We start from the raw sequence: 20,860 nt of genomic DNA, 5'->3' as shown, positions 1-20,860 counted from the left end.
GTGGACGCCGACGAGCACGATCTGCTGGAGCAGACCCTGCGCAAGACGATGAACGGCGCCTCGGGCGCCGCCCTCGACGCCTCGCTCACCGCCCTCGGCTGGGCCGAGATGCTGGCCGAGGAACCTCGCACGGCGATCCCCCTGGTGTTCCGGCTGCTCGGCGAGACGGGAGCCCACGCCTCCGTCCTCAACGACGTCGTACTGCGCGAGACGGGCGGTATGCCGGGCGCAACACCGCCGCTGCCCTACACGGGCGGCCACTGGGTCGAGTGGAGGCGGGACGGGAACACGGACGACCGCCCGCTGGACCGCGAACTCCCGCTGCGGCGCGTGCCCCCGGGCGACTCCGTACCTTTGCCAGGAGCACGCCGGGCGCTGGGCTGGTGGCTCCTGGGCACCGGACGGGCGATGCTCTCGCTGGCCCGCCTGCACGTCCTGGACCGGCACCAGTTCGGCCGTCCCCTCGCCTCCTTCCAGGCCCTGCGCCACCGCCTGGCCGAGACGTACGTCGCCCTGGAGGGTGCCGAGGCGGCTCTGACGGCCGCCGGGGACGACGACACGTCGGCCCTGCTCGCCAAGGCGGCGGCGGGCCGGGCCGCCCTCACCGCCGCCCGGCACTGCCAGCAGGCCCTCGGCGGCATCGGTTTCACCGCCGAGCACGACCTGCACCGCCACCTCACCCGCGCCCTGGCCCTCGACGGGCTGCTCGGCTCGACCCGTGACCTCACGCGCGAGGCCGGGGCCCTGCTGCTGCGCGAGGGCCGGACTGTGCGCCTCGTCGACCTGTGAGGAGATCCCGGTGACCACCGATCTCTGGCACGACCTGCTCGGCTGCCTCGATCTGACGGCGGTGGACGAGCACACCTACGAGGGCCCCTCGCAACGGCTGGAGTACCGCCGTCTGTTCGGCGGACAGTTGCTGGCCCAGTTCGCGCGCGCGGCGGGCCGGGCCGTGCCCGGCAAGGAACTCAAGTCCCTGCACACCCAGTTCCTGCGAGAGGGCCGCACCGGTGAAGCGGTGCGCTACGAGACGGAGGTGCCGCAGCAGGGACGGACGTTCGCGACCGTCCGGCTCGTCGCACGGCAGCAGCACGGGGTGATCGCGGTGGCGAACGCGAGCCTTCAGGTGTGGGAGGAGGGACCCGAGCGGCAGACGACCGACCCGCCGGCGACCCCGCCCGGGCCGGAACGCCGGGTCCGGCTGGATCTGCTGCCGTGGGAGTCCCGGTCGGCGGCCGACCTCGACGCCGAGAAGGCCGAACCTCCCGTCCACGAGCTGTGGACCCGCGTCCCCGACGCGCCCCGGGCCGTGGCACCCGCCCTGCTGGCCTACGCGACCGATCTCACCCTGATCGGCACCGCGTTGCGGGCGGTGCCGGGCGTGACACAGGCGGGTGCCGGCACCGCGTTCGCGTCCGCCGTCACCGCGCACACCGTGTGGTTCCACCGGCCGTTCGACACCGGACGGTGGCTGCTGCTGCGCCAGCACAGCCCGCTGGCCGCGCACGGGCGGTGCTTCGGGCGCGGTGACGTACTGACCCAGGAGGGTCAACTGCTCGCGTCCTTCGCGCAGGAGGCGCTGCTGCGGTTCCTCTGAACCACGGTCATGAAGGTGCCCGGGCCCTGTGCGGCGGGACCCGGGCTTCCTCGTACCCGCGATCAGAGCCCGGCGACCTCCAGGACCAGCGCGGACCCCATCCCGCCCCCCGCGCACATAGCGGCGACGCCGACCCCTCCGCCCCGGCGGCGCAGTTCGTGCACCAGGGTGACGACCATGCGGGTGCCGGTCGCCGCGACCGGGTGGCCGAGGGAGCAGCCGCTGCCGTTGACATTCACCCCGGCGGGGTCCAGGCCGAGGCCGTGGACGGCGGCGACGGCCACCGACGCGAAGGCCTCGTTGATCTCGAAGAGGTCGACGTCGGACACACTCAGGCCGGCCCGGTCCAGCGCCTTGGGGATCGCCCGGATCGGTGTGAGGCCGGTCTCGGCGGGATCCAGGGCGACCGACGCCCAGGACCGTACGGTGGCCAGGACGGGCAGGCCGAGGCGTCGGGCGAGCCGCTCGTCGGCCACCGCCACCACCGCCGCCGCGTCGTTGGCGCCGCAGGCGTTGCCCGCGGTGATCGAGAAGCCGTCGATCTCCGGGTGCAGCGGCTTGAGAGCGGCGAGACGTTCCGCGCTGGTGTCGCGGCGCGGGTGTTCGTCGGCCTCGAAGGGGCCGTACGGGGTGTCGAGGGGCACGGTCTCGTCCTTGAAGCGCCCTTCGTCCAGGGCACGGACGGCGTTGCGGTGCGAGCGCAGCGCCCAGGCGTCCATCTCCTCGCGGGTGATCCCCGCGCGCACCGCGGTGTTCCAGCCCACCGTGATCGACATGTCGAGGTTGGGCGCGTCGGGCCGGTCCGGGTGGGACGGCGGCACCCAGGGGCCCTCCACGCCGCGGAAGGACAGCTTGGGCGCGGTGGAAGCGGAGTTGACGCCACCGGCGAGGACCAGCCGGTCCATCCCGGCCCGGACCGAGGCGGCGGCGGTCTGCACGGCGGCCAGGCCGGCCGCGCAGTGCCGGTTCAGGGCGAGTCCGGGCACCTGGGGCAGTCCGGCGGTCACCGCGGCGTGCCGGGCGACGACCCCGCCGCCGTAGTGGGACTCGGCGAGCACCAGGTCGTCCACCAGGTCGGGATCGAGGCCGTCCGCGACCGCCGCGACGATGTGGTCGGCCAGTTCGTGGGCGGTGGTGTCGCGCAGGGTCCCCTTGAAAGCGGTACCGATGGGGGTGCGCAGGGCGGCGACGAGCACGGCTTCAGGCATCGGTGGTCTCCTCCGGTTCGGCGAGCTCGGCGACGAGGGTGCGGCGCAGCAGTTTGCCGGTGGCGGTGCGGGGCAGCTGGGGGCGGAAGACGACGGTGTCCGGGGTCTTGGACGAGCGCAGGCGGCGCTTGGCGAAGGACCGGATCTCCTCCGGGTCTCCCGTGCCGACGAGCACCGCGACCAGCCGCTGACCCCACTCGGGGTCGGGCAGGCCGAGCACGGCGGCTTCCTGGACGCCCGGGTGCTGGAGCAGGACGTCCTCGATCTCGGCGGGTGCGATGTTCTCGCCGCCGCGAATGATCGTGTCGTCGGCGCGGCCGTCCAGGAACAGGTAACCGTCCGCGTCCAGGCGACCGCGGTCGCGGGTGGCGAACCATCCGTTCCTGCCGCCGGGCCCGGCGGCGCCCTCGTACTCGCCCGAGATCTGGGCGCCTCGCACGAAGACGAGTCCGGTCTCCCCGGATCCGAGCGCCGTGCCCTCCTCGTCGCGGATCTCGACGTCCACGCCGGGCAGCGGGCGCCCCACCGAGCCCAGCCGCGCGCGGACCGCCGGGTCCTCGGAGGTGAGCGACCGCCAGTGGTCGTCGGGGCCCAGTACGCAGACGGTGGAGGCGGTCTCCGTGAGCCCGTAGGCGTTGACGAAGCCGGTGGCCGGGAACTGGCGCAGGGCGCGCTCGACGACCGGCCGCGGACAGCGCGCGCCCCCGTAGGCGAGGTTGCGCAGGGACGGGACGTCGGCCTCGGCGTCCCCGAGCGCGGCGGTGAGGCGCGCCAGCATGGTGGGCACGACCATGGCGTGGGTGACGCCCTCGCGGCGTACCGTCGCCAGCCAGTCGGCCGGCTCGAAGAGGCTCTGGTAGACGATGCGGCGGCCGGCGTAGAGGTTGGTGAGCAGATTCATCAGGCCGGCGACGTGGTACGGCGGCAGGGACACCAGGCCGGCGTCACCCGGGTCCGCGGACCCGAAGTCCTGGGTGTTGAAGACATAGGCGAGCAGATGGCGGTGGCGGAGCAGGGCCGCCTTGGGGGCGGCGGTGGTACCGCTGGTGTAGAGCACGACCGCGACCGCGTCCTGGTCCTGCGGCGCGGGCCGCGGCTCGGGCTCTCCCGAAGCGGTCAGGAGCGCGTCGAGGCCGGCCGGGTCCAGTACCTCGGCTCCGGGATGCCGGTCGACCAGGGCGTCCCGTTGTTCCCGGCCCAGCCGGTAGTTGAGGGGCACGAAGGGGATGCCGGCCAGTGCGGCGCCGAACAGGGCGACGGGGTAGGCCGGATGGTTCGGCCCCAGGTAGAGCACGGCGGAGCGGCCGCGGAAGCGGTCGGCGGCGAGGTGCGCGAGGCGCTGGAGTTCGGCGGCGGAGAGGGTGCGGCCGCCTTCGGTGACGGCCGGCCGGTCTGCCGCCGAGGCGGCCATTTCCAGGATCACGGCTATGTTCATGAGAATGACATTCTCATACACTCATATCCCTACTCGCAAGATTGGGGAATGACGATGCGCATCGGTGACGGCTCGGCCCTGGTGGTGGGCGGCGCGGGCGGACTGGGCGAGGCCACGGTCCGGCGGCTGAGCGCGGCGGGCGCGCGGGTGGTGGTCGCCGACCTCGCCGACGACAAGGGCAAGGCCCTGGAGGCGGAACTGGGGGTGCGCTACGTCCGCACCGACGCCACCGACGAGGATTCCGTCCGGGCCGCGGTCGACGAGGCCGAACGGGTGGGGCCGTTGCGGATCGCCGTGGACTGCCACGGGGGACCCGCGAGCGGCGGCCGGCTCATCGGCAAGGACGGCTCCCCGCTCGCGCTGGCGGGCTTCCGTACGACCGTCGACGTCTATCTGACCGGGGTCTTCAACGTGCTGCGGCTCGCCGCGGCGGCGATCGGCCGTACCGAGCCCGTCGACGGGGACGGCGGCCGGGGCGTCATCGTCATGACCTCGTCCATCGCGGCGTACGAAGGGCAGGTCGGGCAGTTGCCGTACGCGGCGGCGAAGGGCGGTGTGTCGGCGATGACGCTGGTGGCGGCCCGGGACCTGTCCCCGCTCGGGATCCGCGTGGTCACCGTCGCCCCCGGGACGGTCCTGACCCCGGCGTACGGGAAGGCCGGGGACCGGTTGCAGGCCCACTGGGGTCCCCAGGTACCGCACCCGCGGCGGATGGGACGGCCCGGGGAGTACGCCGCGCTGGTGCAGCACCTGTGTGAGAACGACTACCTCAACGGCGAGGTGATCCGGCTGGACGGGGCGCTGCGGTTCCCGCCCCGGTAGGTCTGCCCGCGCGGCGGGTCAGCCGGCGTCGATCTCCTGGCGGGCCTTGGCCCACAGCCAGCCCGCGTAGGCGTGCAGCCCCTCCCCCGTCTCCCGGTTGCCCCGGCCGCCGAGCGCCCGCGCGTAGGTGCCTTCCAGCAGGGCGGCGAGACGGAAGCAGGCCAGCACCTGGTACCAGCGGAAGCGGGAGACGTCCCGGCCGGTCGCCACCGCGTAGCGCTCGACCAGTTCCGCGCGGCCCGGGAGTCCGTCCCACGGCTGGAACTGCGGTGCGCTGCCCGGCGGATCACCCTTCTCACGCCAGGCGGTGAGGATCCACGCCAGGTCGAGCAGCGGGTCGCCGAGCGACGTCATCTCCCAGTCCACGATGGCGGCCAGCCTGGGGGCGTCGCGGGCGAACATGACGTTGGCGAACTGGAGGTCGCCGTGGACGAGGCCGGTGGCGCCCTGTTCGGGAGTGTGCGCGACGAGCCAGTCGGCGACGGGGTCCACCAGCGGGGACTCGTTCTCCCGGTAGGCGGGGTCGGCGCGGTAGCCGTGCAGCATCTTCAGGTACTTGGCGGTCTGGCGTGCCGGCCAGTCCTGCGGGCGCCCGAGATCGGCCAGACCGTGGGCGGCGGGATCGACTGCCGCCAGCCGTGCCGCCCCGTCGACGAGCGCGAAGGCCACCTCACGCCGCCAGCCGGGATCCTCGGCGTACCGGCCGGGCAGGGTGCCGCGCGGCACGAACCCGTCGATCTTCTCCAGGACGGAGAACGGTGTACCGAGTACGTCCTCGTCCAGGACCGCGGCGTACAGCCTCGGGTGGGGCACGTCCGTGTCCGCGAGGGCGGACAGGGCGCGGCTCTCCCGGCGGAAGGCGTCCGAGGCGCCGGCCCGCAGATGGCGGCCCGGCCGTCTGAGGACGAGTTCGGTGCCGTCGGCCCGGCCGAGCGTGTGCAGCAGGTTCTGGGCACCGCCGCGGAGCGGGACCAGGGAGGTGACCGGGCCGTCTCCGGGGAGAGCGGCGAGACCGCTCCAGGCGTTGAGGCGGTCGAGCGTCTCTCTGAGGCCGTCGGCGGCGTCGGGGGCGTTCACCGGCCGGCTCCCGTCTCCGTCAGCCGGTCCGCGTACTTGGCGCGGGCCGCGGCCAGCCGGGTGGGCAGGTGGTCCGAGCCGAACAGCGGGTCCGCGGCCGGGGCGGCGTCCCTGAGCAGCAGCCGGGCCACGACGTCCTGGTGGGCCTCGGTGGGTCCGTCGGCGACGGCGAGGGTGGGGCCCGACTGCCACATGCGCGACAGCGGGAGTTCGTTCGAGACACCGAGGGCGCCGTGCAGATGGAGGGCCCGGTAGGCGACGTCGACCAGGACCTTGGGCGTCGCGACCTTCACGCCGGAGACATGGAGGCGGGCCCGGCGCGCGTCGTCCCGGTCGCCGGTGCGGTCGGCCCGGTCCGTCTGCCAGGCGGCGTGCAGCACCTGAAGGCGGAACTGCTCGATCTGGATCCAGGTGTCGGCCAGTTGATGACGCACCGACTGCTGGTCGGTGAGCGGGCCGCCGCGCGTACGTCTGGTGGCGGCGCGTTCGGTCATCATCTCCAGGGCGCGCCTGCACTGGCCGACCGACCGCATGGCGTGGTGCAGCCGGCCACCGCCGAGCCGGGTCTGGGCGATACGGAAACCCGCACCGGGCTCGCCCAGCAGATGGTCGGCGGGCACCCGGCACCGGGTGAAGCGCAGATAGGCGTGGGCGCCCTGGCCGAGGGGCTCCCCGGCCAGACCCGTCGCACGCACCTGCTCCATCCCGGGCGTCCCGGCCGGGACCAGCAGCATCGAGGCGCCCTGGTGCACGGGCACGTCGGGATCGGTGATCGCCATGACGACGGCGAACGCCGCGTGGGACCAGTTGGAGGCGAACCACTTCTCGCCGTCGATCACCCAGCCGTCCCCGTCGCGTACGGCCCGGCAGGTGAAGCCGCCGGGGTCGGCGCCGCCGGTCGGCTCGGTCATGGCGAAGGTGGAGACGATCCGCCCGTCGAGCAGCGGCTCCAGGTACTCCGCACGCTGCTTGTCGGTGCCGTAGTGGGCGAGGATCTCCGCGTTGCCCGAATCGGGGGCCTGGGTGCCGAACACCATCGGCGCCCAGGAGGACCGTCCCAGGATCTCGTTGAGGAGGGCGAGTTTGACCTGGCCCATTCCCGTACCGCCCAGGGCCGGCGGCAGGTGGGCCGCCCACAGCCCGCGCTCGCGGACCTGCCGCTGGAGCGGGCGGATCACCTCGCGGAAGACCTCGCTGTCCCGGTCGTAGGGCTCGGCGGTGCCCGGGAACAGCACGTCGAGCGGTTCGATCTCGTCACGGACGAGAGCGGCGGCCCAGTCCAGCTTCCTCTGGAACGCGGCGTCGGTACTGAAGTCCCACATCACACACCCCTCGGTAAGAATGTGATTCTGAAACTAGCAGAATGCCATTCTCAGCACCAGGGTCCGGGTCACCGCCGCCGGGCATCAGGAGCCCCCACGCCCGCCACCAGGAAGCCGACCAGATGCTCCACCTCGATCCGTCCGGGCACCTCCCCGGCGAACAGCCAGTACTGCAGTGCCGCCACCACGGCGCCCGCCGCGGTCCTGGCCGACCGGATCGGGTCGGCCGCGCCCAACTCGGCCGCGGGCTGGGCGAACAGGGCGGCGAGAGCATCCACCAGGGCGACGACGACATGGCCGGCACGGGCGGTACGGCCACCCGCGTTGGCCAGGACGGCCCGCGTGCGCCGGGCGGACTCGCCGTCGGCCGCCTGCCGCGCCACCGCCTCCAGACCGGCCCGCAGCCGCTCCTTCGGACCACCGGCGGCAGAAGCCGCCATCCGGTGCCGCACATAGCCGACGACCGTGCGCGCCCCGCGTTCGACGATGGCCTCCACCAGGGCGTCCTTGCTGCCGAACGTCCGGTAGAACGCGTCGTTGGACAGCCCCGCCGCGGCCACGATGTCGGTCACCCGGGGCCTGCGCCCGTCCTCCGCGACCATCAGGGCCAGACCGGCCTCCATCAACCGTTCGGCCTCAGCGCCGCCAACACTGTTCTCCATGAACAAGAATCATATTCTGCCGACAGCACGGCGGCGCCTCGTCAGACGAAGTCCCCGTGCTCACCGAGCCGCGGCGGCGGACCGTACCGCGGCTGGTACCCGGTGACGCGGAACGGGCTGCCCACCAGGCGCCGGCCGCCCGCCTCCACCACCGCGTCGGGTGCCTCGGCGAGGGCCTCGGGCAGGGTGCGTACGGCGGCGGCGGGCACGAGCAGCGGGCGCAGCCGGGCCTCCCAGCCCGTCGCCGTGTCCGCAGCGAGGGCCTTGGTCACCGCCGTGACGACCTCCTCGCGGCGGGCCACCCGCTCGGCCATCGTGCGGTAGCCGTGGATGCCCGCCTCACCGGCGAACGCACGCCAGAAGCCGTCGTGGGTGATGAACAGCGCCAGGTGTCCGTCCGCGGTCGGGAAGAGCTGCGCGGGAACGTAGTGGGCGTGGGCGCCGCCGAGGCGCCGCGGGGGTGCGCCGTCGTTCAGCCAGGCGGAGGCGTGGTAGTTCAGCTGGGAGAGCATCACGTCCCGCAGCGAGACGTCGACCTGCCCGCCCCGGCCCGAGACGACCTGCGCCAGCAGACCGAGAGCGGCGGCGAGACCGGCCGAGTTGTCCGCGGAGGAGTAGCCGGGAAGCTGGGGAGGGCCGTCCGGATCGCCGGTGAGCGCGGCGATCCCGGTGGCGGCCTGGACTACGTAGTCGAAGGCGGGCCGGTCGCCGGTGTCCATGCCCCAGCCGGTGAGGGCCACGCACACCAGCCGTTCGTTCCAGGGCTTCAGCGCCTCGTAGGTGAGGCCGTAGCGGTGGACGGCCGACGGTTTGAGGTTGACCAGCAGCGCGTCGGCGCCCCGCACCAGTTCGTGCAGCCGCCCCTGGCCCTCCGGTGTCGCCAGGTCCACGCGGACGGAGCGCTTGCCCCGGTTGAGGGCGGCGAAGTAGGCGTCCGAGACCTGGCGGGAGAGGTCTCCGCCGGGCGGCTCGACCTTGGTGACCTGCGCGCCCAGGTCGGCCAGCACCATCGTCGCGTAGGGACCGGCCAGGATGTGCCCGACCTCCAGGACACGCAGCCCGGAGAGCGGGCCCCGACCGCTCACCGGAATTCCGCGGCGATCGCCGCGACCGCGTCGCGGGTGCGCAGCTTGGAGGCGAGCAGTTCCTCGCGGCCGCTGCCGAGGGGCAGCAGCCGCACGGACAGATCGGTCACGCCGGCGTCCGCGAACCGGCGGAAACGGGCCCGCAGGGCAACCTCGTCGCCGGCCGCGCACAGGTCGCCGACGTCACGGGCGTCGCCGTGCTCCATCAGGCGCTGATAGTGGGGCGACACCTCGGCCTCACCGAGGATGCGGTTGGCACGTCCCCTGGCCGCGTCCACCTCGTGCGGGGCGCACAGGCAGACGGGAATCCCGGCGACGACGCGGGGGGCCGGGCGGCCGGCCTCCTGTGCGGCCTTGGTGATCGTCGGGACGACGTGGTCGGCCACCGTCCGTTCGTCGGCCAGCCAGAGCACGGTTCCGCCGGTCAGTGCCCCCGCGATCCGCAGCATCACCGGGCCCAGCGCGGCCAGCAGGACGGGCAGCGGGGCGACCGGGCCGACGGTGAGGGGATTGTGCACCGTGAAGGAATCGTTCTCGACGTCCACCACGTCGGTCCCGCCGATCGCCGCGTTCAGGACGTCCAGATAGTCACGGGTGTAGGCGGCCGGCTTGCGGTACGGGATGCCGAGCATGTCGCGCACGATCCAGTGGTGGGAGGCACCGACGCCGAGCGCCAGTCGCCCGCCGGCCGCCGCGTGCGCGGAGAGCGCCTGGCGGGCCAGGGCGATCGGGTGCTGGGCGTGCACCGGGACGACCGCCGTGCCCAGTTCGATGCGCGAGGTGGCCCGGCCCATGAGGGTCACGGCCGTCAGCGCGTCGAAATCGGTGGGCACCTGTGGCACCCACACGGTGTCGAAGCCCGCCTGCTCGGCCCAGCGGGCGTCGTCGGTCATCCGGTCCGCCTTGTGGACGGCGCCGCCCCGTTCGGGGCCGCTCATCACTCCGACTCGCATGTCATTCCTCGGGGTTCGAAGGGGCCTCGGGCGCAGTGGTCAGGGTGCGGATGCCGGCCACGATGGTCGCCAGCGGCGTCCCCGTGGGGTACACGGCGGCTGCCCCGGCCTCGTACAGCCGGTCGATGTCCTGGGCGGGGACGGTGCCGCCGACCACGACGGGGATGTCGTCCGCGCCGAACGCGCGCAGCGCCTCGACGGTGCGACGGGTGAGGGGGAGATGGGCGCCGGAGAGAATGGACAGTCCGACCAGGGCGACGTCCTCCTGGACGGCGGTGGCGGCGATGGAGTCGACGCGGCGGCGGATGCCGGTGAACACCACTTCGAACCCGGCGTCCCGCAGGGCCCGCGCGACGAGCTTCGCCCCGCGGTCGTGCCCGTCCAGTCCGGGTTTGGCGACCAGCACCCGCACCGGGGGCGCCATCAGAACACCACCGGCTGGCGGAACTCGCCCCACACCTCGCGCAGTGCACCGGCCGTCTCGCCCACCGTGCAGTAGGCGTGGGCGCAGTCGATCAACGGGTCCATCAGATTGCCTTCTCCTTCCGCGGCGTGTCTGAGTGCGGCGAGGCGGGCCCGGACGTCGGCGCCGCTGCGTTCGGCCTTGACGCGTGCCAGCCGCTTGAGCTGCCGCTCCCGGCCTTCCGCATCGAGTTCGTAGGCGGCGAGGTCGGGCGGCTGTTCCTCGGAGGTGAAGCGGTTGACCCCGACGACCGGGCGCCGGCCGGAGTCGATCTCCTGGTAGTGCCGCCACGCCTCGTCGGCGATGAGACCCTGCAGGTACCCGTCCTCGATGCAGCGGACCATGCCGCCGTGCGCCTCCAGGTCGGCCATGATCTCCTCGATGCGCCGCTCGGTGGCGTCGGTGAGCGCCTCCACGAAGTACGAGCCGCCCAGCGGGTCGGCGACCCGGGTCACTCCCGTCTCATGGGCGAGGATCTGCTGGGTGCGCAGGGCGAGCGTCGCCGACTCCTCGCTGGGCAGCGCGAACGGCTCGTCCCAGGCCGCGGTGAACATCGACTGCACCCCGCCGAGAACGGATGCGAGAGCCTCGTAGGCGACCCGGACGGTGTTGTTGCGGGCCTGCGGCGCGTACAGCGAGGCCCCTCCGGACACACAACCGAAGCGGAACATGCACGCCTTGTCGGTCTTCGCGCCGAACCGCTCCCGCACCAGCGTGGCCCAGCGCCTGCGTCCGGCACGGTACTTGGCGATCTCCTCGAAGAAATCACCGTGCGTGTAGAAGAAGAAGGAGATCTGCGGGGCGAACTCGTCGATCGTCATGCGGCCTCGCGCCAGGACGGTCTCGCAGTACGTCACGCCGTCGGCGAGGGTGAACGCCATCTCCTGCACGGCGTTGGCGCCCGCGTCGCGGAAGTGCGCACCGGCGACGGAGATGGCGTTGAAGCGGGGCACCTCGGCCGCGCAGAACTCGATGGTGTCCGCGATGAGCCGCAGCGAGGGTTCGGGCGGCCAGATCCAGGTCCCCCGGGAGGCGTACTCCTTGAGCACGTCGTTCTGGATGGTGCCGGTCAGCCTCGCGCGCGGGATGCCCCGTCTGTCGGCGGCGGCGACATAGAAGGCCAGCAGGATCGCGGCCGTCCCGTTGATGGTGAAGCTGGTGCTGATGCGGTCCAGGGGGATGGCGTCGAAGAGGATCTCCGCGTCGGCGAGGGTGTCCAGGGCGACACCGACACGGCCGACCTCGTCGGTGTACTCCGGGTCGTCGGAGTCGTATCCGCACTGCGTGGGCAGGTCCAGCGCGACCGACAGTCCGGTGCCGCCCTGGTCCAGGAGGTAGCGGTACCGGTGGTTGGACTCCTCGGCGGTGCCGAATCCGGAGTACTGGCGCAGGGTCCAGGTGCGGCCCCGGTAGCCCGTGGGGTAGTTGCCGCGGATGAAGGGGAACACTCCGGGGGGCGGCGGGTCCGAGGAGGAATCGGCCGGCCCGTAGACGGGCTTCAGCGGAATGCCGGAGGCGGTGCGGGCTTCGTCGGTCATGACGGGATGTCGTCCTTGTGTGAGGCGGGACTTGGGAGCCGGGACGGGCGCGAGTGCGCCTGGCGGGTCCGGGACCAAAGACGGACCGCAGCCCGGCGGTGGTGCGGGAAGGCGGTGACCGGGCTGCGGCGGAGGGGGGAGGCGGTCTCCGGGGAGTCCGTGGTCCTCGTCGGAAGCCGTCGACGCGGTCGGGGTGATGTCCGGGGTCGTCTCGTCCTGTTCCGCCGGCTCGGTCAGCGCAGTCGGTCCTTGAGCACTTTGCCGGTCGCCGTGAGCGGCAGGCCGGCGCGGAACTCGATGTGACGGGGCACCTTGAAGCCGGCCATCCGTTCCCTGGCCCAGGCGATCAGCTCGGTCTCCGTGATGGCGCCGCGCCGCACCACGAACGCCTTCCCGACCTGCCCCATCCGGGCGTCGGGCACACCGATGACGGCGGCCTGGGCGACGGCCGGGTGTTCCAGCAGAAAGCCCTCGATCTCGGCCGGGTAGGCGTTGAACCCACCGACGACGAACATGTCCTTCTTGCGGCCGACGATCCGGAGCCGTCCCTCCTCGTCCAGTTCCCCGAGGTCGCCCGTGCGCAGCCAGCCGTCGGGATCGATCGCCTCCGCGGTGGCCCCGGGATCGTCGAGGTAGCCGCGCATCACGGAGTAGCCGCGCACCAGCACCTCCTGGTCGTCGGCGATACGCACCTCGACGCCCTCGCAGGGGCGGCCGACCGTCGTGGCCACGGCCTCGTACGGGTCACCCGGGCGGGAGGCGGTGACGGTGCCGGCCTCGGTGAGGCCGTAGCCCGTCATGAGGTGACGGAACGGCAGTTCCGTCGTGATCCGGCGCACCAGCTCCACCGGGATGTCGGCGGAGCCGGTCACCGCCACCCGCAGCGACGACAGGTCCCGGCCGCCGGCCGCCTCCAGCAGCGAGTGGTAGAGGGTGGGCGGCCCCGGCAGGACGGTCACCCTTTCCCTCTCCACCAGTTCCAGCACCCGCTCCACGTCGAAGACCGCCAGCGGCAGGACGGTCGCGCCCCGGATCAGTGAGGCGATCAGCCCCGCCTTGTAACCGAAGATGTGGAAGAACGGGTTGACGATCAGATACCGGTCACCCTGCCGCAGCTGCGCGAGATCGCACCACTCCGCGTACAGCCGCAGGGTCTGCCCGTGGGTGGTCATCACCCCCTTGGGGCGGCCCGTCGTGCCGGAGGTGAAGACGATGTCGGCCAGGTCGTCCTCAGCGGGCCCGTACCGAAGCGGCCGCCCCGAGGCGAGGAAGCCGTCCTTCTTCAGGTCGATGACGGGCACCCCGGGCGGACCGGTGAAGTCCCGGTCCAGGAAGCCGTTCTGCACCAGCAGAGCCTTGGCGCCGCTGCGGACGACGATGTCGTGAGCCTCCTCCTGGAGGAACCGGGTGTTGACCGGGACCAGCACGCCGCCGGCGCTCAGCAGTCCGAGTGCGGCGATGATCCACTCGGCGGAGTTGGGTGCCCACAGCGCGACCCGGTCGCCCGGTCCGACACCGGTCGAGGCGAACGCCCCCGCGGTGCGCCGGACCCGGTCGGCCAGCTCGTCGAAGGTCAGACGCAGATCGCCGTCGACCACGGCCTCGGCGGCACCGAACCGTTCGGCCGCGCTCCGCACCAGCTCGGGGATGCTGCGCCAGGGCTGGGTCACCGGTGTCATGCGTCGATCAGCCGGGCCAGGTTGCCGCCCATCACCTTCGCCTTGTCCTCCTCGCTGAGCCTGGTGAGGTGGTCGACGTAGGTCACCGGGTCGGCCAGGCCCTCCGGGTGGGGGTAGTCGGAGCCGAACAGGACGCGCTCGATGCCGATCAGGCCGCCGAGTTCGGCCATGTCCTCCTCCCAGAACGGGCTGATGTGGATGTTGCGGCGGAAGACCTGTACGGGGTCCTCCTGGAACTCGTGCGGCATCTTCTTGTGCACGTCGGCCAGCCGGTCGAGCACCGGCGCCACCCAGGAGGCGCCGTTCTCGATGACCGCGATCTTCAGCTCGGGGAAACGGGACAGCGCCCCGTGACAGATCAGGGAGGTGACCGCGTCCTCGATGGGCCGCCACTCGTGGACCTGCCGGAAGGCATTGGGCTTGAAGGGGAGGAACTCACGCCGCTGCCCCTCCCAGTCGTTCGCGTAGTTCGCGTAGCCGGAGTCGGAGGAGTGCAGGGCGACCAGGACCCCGGTCTCCACCACGCGCTTCCAGAACGGGTCGAACTCGGGCAGGGCGAAGGACCGGGTGCCGCCGTGGCCGGGCACGGGAGCCGGCCGGACGAGGACGGCCCGCGCGCCCCGTTCCACCACCCGGTTCAGCTCGTCGATCGCCTTCCCGACGATCGGCAGGGTGATGACGGGGACGGTGAAGATACGGTCCTTGTAGGTGAAGCCCCAGGTCTCGTGCAGCCACTGGTTGAGGGCGTGGATGACCGCGTGGATCAGCTCGGGGTCGTCCTTCATCCGCTCCTCGATGAGGCTGGCCAGTGTCGGGAACATCAGGCTGCGCTGCACACCCAGCTGGTCCATCAGTTCAAGGCGGGGGCCCGGCTCGCGGAAGGCGGGCACGGAGCGCATCGGCTCGCCGAAGATCTCCCGGCGGGTCCTGCCGTCGGGATTGCCGACCTTGAAGTACTCCTCCATGGCACCCGGGCGGGCCACCACGTCGAAGGTGGGGTTGGGGATGTACTCGCTGATCTGCCCACGTATCGCGATCTTGGTGCGGCCGCGGACGTTCACGTACTCGATGGCCCCGTCGTACTCCTTCGGAAGGTACTTGGTCAGTGCCTCCTGGGTCTCGTACAGGTGGTTGTCCGCGTCGAAGAGCGGATACGCGAGGTCGCGAGACGGCATGAGATCCTCCTTCACTGATTGAGAGAATCGTATTCTCACTCATGGGAAGTGGCAATGCGGTCGCGAAGGGCGAACTTCTTCACCTTGCCGCTCGGGGTACGGGGGAACTCGTCGACCGCGTGGATCCGCTCGGGCCACTTCTGCCGGGCCAGACCGGCCCGTTCCAGGTGCAGCCTCAGCTCGGGCAGGCCCGGCGCCTGCCACCCCTGCCGCATGCGCAGCACGGCGGCGGCACGCTCCCCGAAGCGCGGATCGGGCACGCCGACCACGGCGGCCTCCGCCACACCGGCCAGGCCGAGCAGGAGTTCCTCGACCTCCCGCGCGCTGATGTTCTCGCCGCCGCGGATGATGACGTCCGCCTTGCGGTCGGTGACGGACAGCCAGCCCTCGGCGTCCAGGGTGCCGATGTCGCCGGTGCGGTACCAGCCCTCGGCGTCGAAGGCGGCCCGGGTCAGGGCGGGGTCGGTGTAGCCGAGGCACAGGTCGGGGCCGCGGGTGAGGATCTCCCCGTCCGCGGCCAGACGCAGTTCCACGCCGGGCAGCGGGATGCCGTCGGTGTACAGGCGCCTGTGCGCCGGTCCGTCGTACGGGGTGCAGGTGACCGACGGATGCTCCGTGGAGCCGTACGCCCGGAACACACCGATCCCGAGGGATTCCAGCCGGGTGGTCACCTCGGACGGCACACTCGCGCCGCCCAGACCCGCGTACCTGAGGCCGGCGATGTGCTCGGGGGTGCAGTCGGGATGGTCGAGCAGGCTGGTCATGTAGTACGTCGCCCCGCCCCCGACGGCCAGCCCCTCCTCGCGCAGGAGCGCGAGCGCCCTGGCGGGGTCCCAGGTGTCGCCCAGGTCGACGGGTGTTCCCTCGAGGACGGGGACGAGGAAGGCGTTCACCATGCCGATGAAGTGGCCGACCGGCGCGACGGTGAACTGACGGCCGCGGTCGGGCGGATAGGAGGCGGCGAGCTGCCGCGTCTCGCAGCCCAGGGTCCGGTGGCTGTGGATCACCCCCTTGGGGTCCCGGGTGGTGCCGGACGTGAAGGCCACCAGTGCGGGCTCGTCCGGATCGACCGGCAGCACACCCCGCATCGGATCGTCGGCCAGGAGTTCGTCGAAGTCACGGCCCACGACGCCGACGTACGGGACCTCCTCGCACAGGTCCGGGCGGAACACGTGCCGTCCGAAGCGCTCGGCGGTGAAGAACGCCTTGGGACGGGTCGCCCCGAGTATGTACGCGATCTCCTTCGGTCCGTAGAAGTGCACGACGGGGACCACCACGGCGCCGAGGAGGGCCGAGGCCCAGAACACCGCGGCGGCCTCCATCCAGTTGGGCAGCTGCATGACCACCACGTCACCGGGCCCCACCCCGCGCTCTGCGAGTCCCGCGGCCAGCCGCCGGGCGGCCAGCTCCACCTCGCCGAACGTCCCGGTCCACGGCCGGTGATCGGAATGCACACGGAAGCGCACGTCCCGGAACCTGGCCAGGCCGCCCGTCAACAGGTCCCCGAGGGACTCGCGGGTCCACCAGCCCTCCTCCTCGTAACGGGCGACCAGTCCGGCCGGGACGGTCCGCAGGGCGGAGGCAGGAAACGTCGACATGCCCGGGGCTCTCCTCTCACGCACGACGGGTTATGAGAATTGCACTCTCCCATGAAGAGAAGGTAACTTCCATATATGGCACGTGACCACGGTTTCCATCCGGTGCGGATCATCCGGATCACCGACGAGGCACCGGACGTCCGCACCTTCACCCTCGACGCCCCCTTCCCCTACCGCGCCGGGCAGTTCCTGACCCTCCGGGCCCTCGGTGCCCTGCGCAGTTACTCGATGTCGAGCTCCCCCGACACCGACGGCGAGGTGTGCCTGACCGTCAAGCGCGTGCCCGGCGGGCTCGTCTCCCCCTGGATGCACCAGGAGCTCAAAGCCGGCGACACCCTCCAGGTGTCCCGGCCGGCCGGGGCCTTCTGCCTGCGCGAGGACAGCGGCGGGCGCGCGCTCGTCGCCTTCGCGGGCGGCAGCGGGATCACACCCGTCTTCTCGCTCGTCAAGAGCGCGCTGGCCACCACTGCGCGGCCGGTGCGGCTGCTGACGGCACACCGCGACCGCGAGTCCGCCATCTTCCCGGCCGCTCTGGACGCACTCGCCGCCCGGTACGCGGGCCGGTTCGAGGTACGGCATCACCTCGACGACCGCAACGGACTGGTCGCGGGGAAGGACATCCGCGCTCTGGCGGGTGAACGTCCCGAGGACGGCGACTTCTATGTATGCGGACCGGCCCCCTTCATGGAGCTGGTGGAACGGACCCTCGCCGGGGCCGGGGTACCTCCCGGGCAGGTCGTCGTCGAGCGGTTCACCCCGGTGACCGAGCCCGCGGCCCCGGCTCCGGCGGTGGGCGACGGGGCCGTCCCCGGGCCGCGGACCGTCACGGTCGGCCTGCGCGGGCAGCACCGCACGGTCCCGCAGCGGGTGGGCGAGACCCTGCTGCAGAGCGCGCGACGGGCCGGGTTCGCCCCGCCCTTCTCCTGTGAGTCCGGGGACTGCGCCACCTGCATGGCGCATCTGACGGCAGGCGAGGTGAAGATGCGGGTGAACAACGCGCTCGACGCCGACGAGGTGGCCGAGGGCTGGGTGCTCACCTGCCAGGCCGAGCCGATCTCCCCCGATGTCACCGTGATGTACGAGGACTGAACCGTCCCGCCCGACGACCGGAAGGCCACACATGGTTGAGCTGGAGCTCGAGGACGGCCTGGCCGTCATCACGATCGACCGTCCGCACGCCCGCAACGCTCTCGACCTCGGCACCATGGGGGAGCTGGAGAAGGCGCTGGACGCGGCCGGTGGGGCATCGGCGCTCGCGGTCACCGGCGCCGGCGACCGGGCGTTCGTGTCCGGCGGGGACCTCAAGGAACTGTCCCGGCTGCGCACGGAGGCGGAGGTGTCCGGGATGGCCCTGCGGATGCGGGCGCTGTGCGACCGGATCTCCGCCTTCCCCGGCCCGGTGGTGGCCGCGCTCAACGGCCACGCGCTGGGCGGCGGGGCGGAGGTCGCGGTCGCGGCCGACATCCGGGTGGCCGCGGACGACATCCGTATCGGCTTCAACCAGACCAGCCTCGCGATCGTGCCGGCCTGGGGCGGGGCCGAACGCCTGGCCCGGCTGGTCGGACCGGGACGCGCCCTGCTGCTCGCCGGCACCGGCCGTGTGGTCGGCGCCGCCGAGGCGGAGCGCCTGGGGCTGGTGGACCTGGTGCTGCCCCGCGCCGGGTTCGGCCCGGGCTGGCGGGAGGTGGCGCGTTCGCTCGCCACACGCCAGGCGGGCGAGATCAAGGCACTGACCTCGCGCGTCCGCTCGCCGCAGGAGGCCGCCGCGGCCTTCGCCCGCTTGTGGGTGGCGGAGGAACACTGGGAAGCAGCGGAGAAGGTGATGTCCCGTGGCAGGTGAAGTCCGCGTGATGGAGGGGCCGTTCGGGCCGGAGGTACGGTCGCAGGGCGCGGCCGGCGGCCGGACGGTGCTGTATGTGCACGGCGATCCCCGGTTGGGAGGCACCCCCCAGGACGCGTTGCCGACCGCCCGGGAACTGACGCGCCTCACCGGCCAGGCGGTCGTGTGCGCCCGTTATCGCCCGCGCTTCCCCGAGGCGTTGGAGGACGTGTACGCCGCCTGGGAGCACTGCCACGACCGGGGACCGGTGGCGGTGGCCGGGAAACGGCTCGGCGGCGCTCTGGCCGCCGGCCTGCTGCTGCGTCTGCGCGACGAGGACGCTCCGCCGCCCACCTGCGCGGTGCTGACGTCTCCGGTACTCGACTTCACTTTCGAGGCGCCGAGCCTGCTCCTCAACGCGGTGGCCGACCGCACGGTGGACGCCGCGGCGCTCCCCGGGCGGGCGGCCGCCTACGCGGGCACCGTCCCGCGCGATCATCCGCTGCTCAGCCCGCTCCACGGCAACCTGCACGGTCTGCCGCCGGTGCAGCTGCATGTGGCGGGCACGGAGGTGCTGCTGGACGACAGCCTGTCGTTCGCCACCCGGGCCGCGCACTCCGGGGTCGCCGTGGACCTGCGCGTCTACGAGGACCTGTCGGCGCAGGGGCTGCGGCAGCTGGGCGCCATGGCGGTGTTCCTCCAGGCGTGGGACAGGGCGGCGTCGTTCAGTCCCTCGGACGGCTGAGAGCACGGGTGCGGAGCCCGTGTGAGGGACGGGCGAGGTCCGCGCGCCCCGGCCGTCCTCAGCCGTCCCCGAGGAGGCAGTCCGCGGCCCGCCAGGCCATCGCCATCACCGGTCCGTTCAGGTTGCCCGCCACCATCACCGGCAGTACGGACGCGTCCACCACCCGCAGGTTGTCGACCCCGCGCACCCGCAGCTCCGGATCGGTGACGTCCTCGGGCGCGGAGCCCATGGCGCAGGTGCCGACGGCGTGGAAACCGCAGTAACCCCCGTCGAGGGCCGACCGGACGATGTCCTCCTCGGAGCCGGAGGCGACGGCCGGGCCCGGGAAGGTCTCCCGCCGGATGCGGGAGGCGATGGGGTCGGTGGCGAAGTACCCGCGCAGCCGCCGGAACAGGTCGCCGGCGATCTGCCGGTCGTGCACCGTGGAGAAGTACCCCGGGTCGATGTCCAGTGCGCCGTCGGGGTCGGCCGAGGTGATGGCCAGCGAGCCCTCCGAGGTGGGCCGCAGCACCATCGCGCACGCCGACACCCCGGGCTCCCGTTCCACCGCCGCGGGCTTGCCCGGCACCAGCGCGCCCAGTGACCAGGGTGCCAGCAGCACCTCGGTGTCGGGGCGTTCGGCGTCGGGACGGGACTTGAGGAACGCCATCACGTCGTAGGCGGGTCTGGCGAGCGGGCCCTTGCGGGTGAGCAGGTAGGCGGCGCCGGTGCGCGCCTGCGCGAGCGGTCCGGCCAGCCGCCGGTTGGCGCCGAGCGGGGCGTTGAGGCGCAACCGCATCGCCAGACAGCGGTGTTCGCGCAGCCGCGCCCCCACCAGCGGGCGGTCCAGGCGTACGTCGACGCCCGCGGCGCGCAGCGTCCCGGCGGGACCGATGCCGGAGAGCTGGAGCAGCTTGGGCGTGGCCAGGCTGCCGAGGCTGAGGATCACCTCCCGCCGGGCACGGATCTCCTCGCTCGATCCGTCGGCGGTGCGCACCCGTATCCCGGTCGCCTTGTCCCCGTCGAAGAGCACCCGGGTGACGGTGGTGTCCGCGGCGACGACCAGGTTGGGGCGGGAGCGGGCGGGACGGAGGAAGGCTCGGGCGGCGCTGAAGCGCTGACCGGTCCTGACGGTGGCCATGGTGTAGCCGATGCGTTCACCGTCCTCCTCGTTGACGTCGGGCACCGCCCGCAGGCCGAACGCCTCCCCCGTGGCGATGAGTTCGTCACACAGCGGGTCCGGGTCGCGCACGGTGGAGACGTGCAGGGGGCCACCGGTGCCACGGGTGCGGGAGGCACCCAGCGCGTTGTCCTCGACGGCGCGGAAGGCGGGCAGGACACGGTCCCAGCCCCAGCCGGGGTTGCCGAGCGCCGCCAGGCCGTCCCAGTCGGCGCGGGTGCCCCGGTTGTAGATCATTCCGTTGACGGAACTCGAACCGCCGAGCACCTTGCCGCGCACCCACATGTCGGGGTTCCCGCCGGGCCGCACGGGCCGGGTGCGGTAGTGCCAGGAGTAGGCGGGATCACCGAAGAGCTTTCCGACGCCCTTGGGGATCCGCAGGTAGGGGTGGCGGTCGGCGCCGCCCGCCTCCACGAGCAGCACCCGCAGCCGGGGGTCGCGCGAGAGCCGGTCGGCCAGCACACAGCCCGCCGACCCGGCACCTGCGATCACGTAGTCGTACATCTGTCGGGACTCCTTCTTC

The 20,860-nt window shown here is 72.7% G+C and carries 19 protein-coding genes; 6 read left to right on the top strand and 13 right to left on the bottom strand.

The genetic code is table 11. The annotated features are described in order from the left end of the window. Nucleotides 1-789, top strand: coding sequence for an acyl-CoA dehydrogenase family protein (locus ABZ862_RS35930; RefSeq protein WP_360967971.1), 789 nt, complete (start codon nucleotides 1-3; stop codon nucleotides 787-789). A gap of 10 nt (nucleotides 790-799) precedes the next feature. Beyond that, a complete protein-coding gene (locus tag ABZ862_RS35925; RefSeq protein ID WP_360967969.1) occupies nucleotides 800-1,597 on the top strand; it encodes an acyl-CoA thioesterase domain-containing protein in 798 nt (265 codons plus the stop codon). 62 nt (nucleotides 1,598-1,659) lie between these two features. On the opposite strand, the gene ABZ862_RS35920 is transcribed toward ABZ862_RS35925, so the two are convergent. Together ABZ862_RS35920 and ABZ862_RS35915 are read right to left on the bottom strand one after the other, a co-directional pair. Then, nucleotides 1,660-2,805: a thiolase family protein gene (locus ABZ862_RS35920; protein WP_360967966.1), complete on the bottom strand. Its 1,146-nt coding sequence runs from the start codon at nucleotides 2,803-2,805 to the stop codon at nucleotides 1,660-1,662. Next, entirely contained in the window at nucleotides 2,798-4,240 is a 1,443-nt protein-coding gene (locus ABZ862_RS35915; protein WP_360967963.1) for an AMP-binding protein, read from the bottom strand. Before ABZ862_RS35915 ends, ABZ862_RS35920 begins: the two co-directional genes overlap by 8 nt. A gap of 54 nt (nucleotides 4,241-4,294) precedes the next feature. On the opposite strand from ABZ862_RS35915, the gene ABZ862_RS35910 reads away from it, so the two are divergent. Then, nucleotides 4,295-5,062, top strand: coding sequence for an SDR family oxidoreductase (locus ABZ862_RS35910; RefSeq protein WP_360967998.1), 768 nt, complete (start codon nucleotides 4,295-4,297; stop codon nucleotides 5,060-5,062). Between the two features lie 18 nt (nucleotides 5,063-5,080). On the opposite strand, the gene ABZ862_RS35905 is transcribed toward ABZ862_RS35910, so the two are convergent. From ABZ862_RS35905 to ABZ862_RS35860, 10 genes are all read right to left on the bottom strand, one after another. Then, nucleotides 5,081-6,139: a phosphotransferase family protein gene (locus ABZ862_RS35905; RefSeq protein WP_360967960.1), complete on the bottom strand. Its 1,059-nt coding sequence runs from the start codon at nucleotides 6,137-6,139 to the stop codon at nucleotides 5,081-5,083. After that, on the bottom strand, nucleotides 6,136-7,461 hold the full coding sequence (locus ABZ862_RS35900) for an acyl-CoA dehydrogenase family protein (RefSeq protein ID WP_360967957.1): 1,326 nt from the start codon (nucleotides 7,459-7,461) through the stop codon (nucleotides 6,136-6,138). The genes ABZ862_RS35905 and ABZ862_RS35900 overlap by 4 nt, the downstream gene beginning before the upstream one ends. Nucleotides 7,462-7,529: 68 nt before the next feature. After that, on the bottom strand, nucleotides 7,530-8,123 hold the full coding sequence (locus ABZ862_RS35895; RefSeq protein ID WP_360967954.1) for a TetR/AcrR family transcriptional regulator: 594 nt from the start codon (nucleotides 8,121-8,123) through the stop codon (nucleotides 7,530-7,532). Nucleotides 8,124-8,164: 41 nt separating this feature from the next. Next, nucleotides 8,165-9,208, bottom strand: a complete 1,044-nt coding sequence (locus ABZ862_RS35890; protein WP_360967951.1) for a CaiB/BaiF CoA-transferase family protein — start codon at nucleotides 9,206-9,208, stop codon at nucleotides 8,165-8,167. After that, complete coding sequence (locus ABZ862_RS35885) at nucleotides 9,205-10,161, bottom strand: TIGR03564 family F420-dependent LLM class oxidoreductase (RefSeq protein WP_360967948.1); 957 nt, start codon at nucleotides 10,159-10,161, stop codon at nucleotides 9,205-9,207. Before ABZ862_RS35885 ends, ABZ862_RS35890 begins: the two co-directional genes overlap by 4 nt. 1 nt (nucleotide 10,162) lies before the next feature. Continuing rightward, nucleotides 10,163-10,585 (bottom strand): cobalamin B12-binding domain-containing protein, encoded by a 423-nt coding sequence (locus tag ABZ862_RS35880; protein ID WP_360967945.1) that lies wholly within the window; start codon nucleotides 10,583-10,585, stop codon nucleotides 10,163-10,165. Further along, on the bottom strand, nucleotides 10,585-12,162 hold the full coding sequence (locus tag ABZ862_RS35875; protein WP_360967942.1) for a methylmalonyl-CoA mutase family protein: 1,578 nt from the start codon (nucleotides 12,160-12,162) through the stop codon (nucleotides 10,585-10,587). The genes ABZ862_RS35880 and ABZ862_RS35875 overlap by 1 nt, the downstream gene beginning before the upstream one ends. A 233-nt stretch (nucleotides 12,163-12,395) precedes the next feature. Continuing rightward, nucleotides 12,396-13,841, bottom strand: a complete 1,446-nt coding sequence (locus ABZ862_RS35870) for a FadD3 family acyl-CoA ligase (RefSeq protein ID WP_360967939.1) — start codon at nucleotides 13,839-13,841, stop codon at nucleotides 12,396-12,398. Next, entirely contained in the window at nucleotides 13,838-15,016 is a 1,179-nt protein-coding gene (locus ABZ862_RS35865; RefSeq protein WP_360967936.1) for an amidohydrolase family protein, read from the bottom strand. The genes ABZ862_RS35870 and ABZ862_RS35865 overlap by 4 nt, the downstream gene beginning before the upstream one ends. 35 nt (nucleotides 15,017-15,051) lie before the next feature. After that, the gene (locus ABZ862_RS35860) at nucleotides 15,052-16,614 is read right to left on the bottom strand and encodes an AMP-binding protein (RefSeq protein ID WP_360967933.1); all 1,563 of its coding nucleotides are present in this window, start codon (nucleotides 16,612-16,614) and stop codon (nucleotides 15,052-15,054) included. Between the two features lie 75 nt (nucleotides 16,615-16,689). Here ABZ862_RS35860 and ABZ862_RS35855 point away from each other — a divergent pair, with 75 nt between their 5' ends. From ABZ862_RS35855 to ABZ862_RS35845, 3 genes are read left to right on the top strand one after another with little or no spacing between them, the layout of a single operon-like run. Further along, nucleotides 16,690-17,703 carry a ferredoxin--NADP reductase gene (locus ABZ862_RS35855; protein ID WP_360967930.1) on the top strand — a complete coding sequence of 338 codons (1,014 nt, stop codon included), beginning with the start codon at nucleotides 16,690-16,692 and terminating at the stop codon, nucleotides 17,701-17,703. A 31-nt stretch (nucleotides 17,704-17,734) separates the two neighbouring features. Further along, nucleotides 17,735-18,454 carry an enoyl-CoA hydratase/isomerase family protein gene (locus tag ABZ862_RS35850; RefSeq protein WP_360967928.1) on the top strand — a complete coding sequence of 240 codons (720 nt, stop codon included), beginning with the start codon at nucleotides 17,735-17,737 and terminating at the stop codon, nucleotides 18,452-18,454. Further along, nucleotides 18,444-19,178 carry an alpha/beta hydrolase fold domain-containing protein gene (locus tag ABZ862_RS35845; RefSeq protein WP_360967925.1) on the top strand — a complete coding sequence of 245 codons (735 nt, stop codon included), beginning with the start codon at nucleotides 18,444-18,446 and terminating at the stop codon, nucleotides 19,176-19,178. Before ABZ862_RS35850 ends, ABZ862_RS35845 begins: the two co-directional genes overlap by 11 nt. A 58-nt stretch (nucleotides 19,179-19,236) precedes the next feature. Here the strand turns inward: ABZ862_RS35845 and ABZ862_RS35840 are convergent, their stop codons facing one another. After that, on the bottom strand, nucleotides 19,237-20,841 hold the full coding sequence (locus ABZ862_RS35840) for a GMC family oxidoreductase N-terminal domain-containing protein (RefSeq protein ID WP_360967922.1): 1,605 nt from the start codon (nucleotides 20,839-20,841) through the stop codon (nucleotides 19,237-19,239). Between the last annotated feature and the right edge of the window lie 19 nt (nucleotides 20,842-20,860).

Source organism: Streptomyces sp. NPDC047000 (assembly GCF_040644295.1).
Classification (GTDB): Bacteria; Actinomycetota; Actinomycetes; order Streptomycetales; family Streptomycetaceae; genus Streptomyces.
The sequence above is the reverse complement of the archived record's forward strand: the minus strand, read 5'-3'. Positions and strand labels throughout refer to the sequence as shown.

Coding starts and splice junctions, on each gene's coding strand:
- ABZ862_RS35850 (WP_360967928.1), top strand. CDS start 17,735: ATGGTTGAGCTGGAGCTCGAGGACGGCCTGGCCGTCATCACGATCGAC.
- ABZ862_RS35865 (WP_360967936.1), bottom strand. CDS start 15,016: ATGCCGTCTCGCGACCTCGCGTATCCGCTCTTCGACGCGGACAACCAC.
- ABZ862_RS35920 (WP_360967966.1), bottom strand. CDS start 2,805: ATGCCTGAAGCCGTGCTCGTCGCCGCCCTGCGCACCCCCATCGGTACC.
- ABZ862_RS35855 (WP_360967930.1), top strand. CDS start 16,690: ATGGCACGTGACCACGGTTTCCATCCGGTGCGGATCATCCGGATCACC.
- ABZ862_RS35900 (WP_360967957.1), bottom strand. CDS start 7,461: ATGTGGGACTTCAGTACCGACGCCGCGTTCCAGAGGAAGCTGGACTGG.
- ABZ862_RS35875 (WP_360967942.1), bottom strand. CDS start 12,162: ATGACCGACGAAGCCCGCACCGCCTCCGGCATTCCGCTGAAGCCCGTC.
- ABZ862_RS35860 (WP_360967933.1), bottom strand. CDS start 16,614: ATGTCGACGTTTCCTGCCTCCGCCCTGCGGACCGTCCCGGCCGGACTG.
- ABZ862_RS35880 (WP_360967945.1), bottom strand. CDS start 10,585: ATGGCGCCCCCGGTGCGGGTGCTGGTCGCCAAACCCGGACTGGACGGG.
- ABZ862_RS35840 (WP_360967922.1), bottom strand. CDS start 20,841: ATGTACGACTACGTGATCGCAGGTGCCGGGTCGGCGGGCTGTGTGCTG.
- ABZ862_RS35870 (WP_360967939.1), bottom strand. CDS start 13,841: ATGACACCGGTGACCCAGCCCTGGCGCAGCATCCCCGAGCTGGTGCGG.
- ABZ862_RS35885 (WP_360967948.1), bottom strand. CDS start 10,161: ATGCGAGTCGGAGTGATGAGCGGCCCCGAACGGGGCGGCGCCGTCCAC.
- ABZ862_RS35910 (WP_360967998.1), top strand. CDS start 4,295: ATGCGCATCGGTGACGGCTCGGCCCTGGTGGTGGGCGGCGCGGGCGGA.
- ABZ862_RS35915 (WP_360967963.1), bottom strand. CDS start 4,240: ATGAACATAGCCGTGATCCTGGAAATGGCCGCCTCGGCGGCAGACCGG.
- ABZ862_RS35895 (WP_360967954.1), bottom strand. CDS start 8,123: ATGGAGAACAGTGTTGGCGGCGCTGAGGCCGAACGGTTGATGGAGGCC.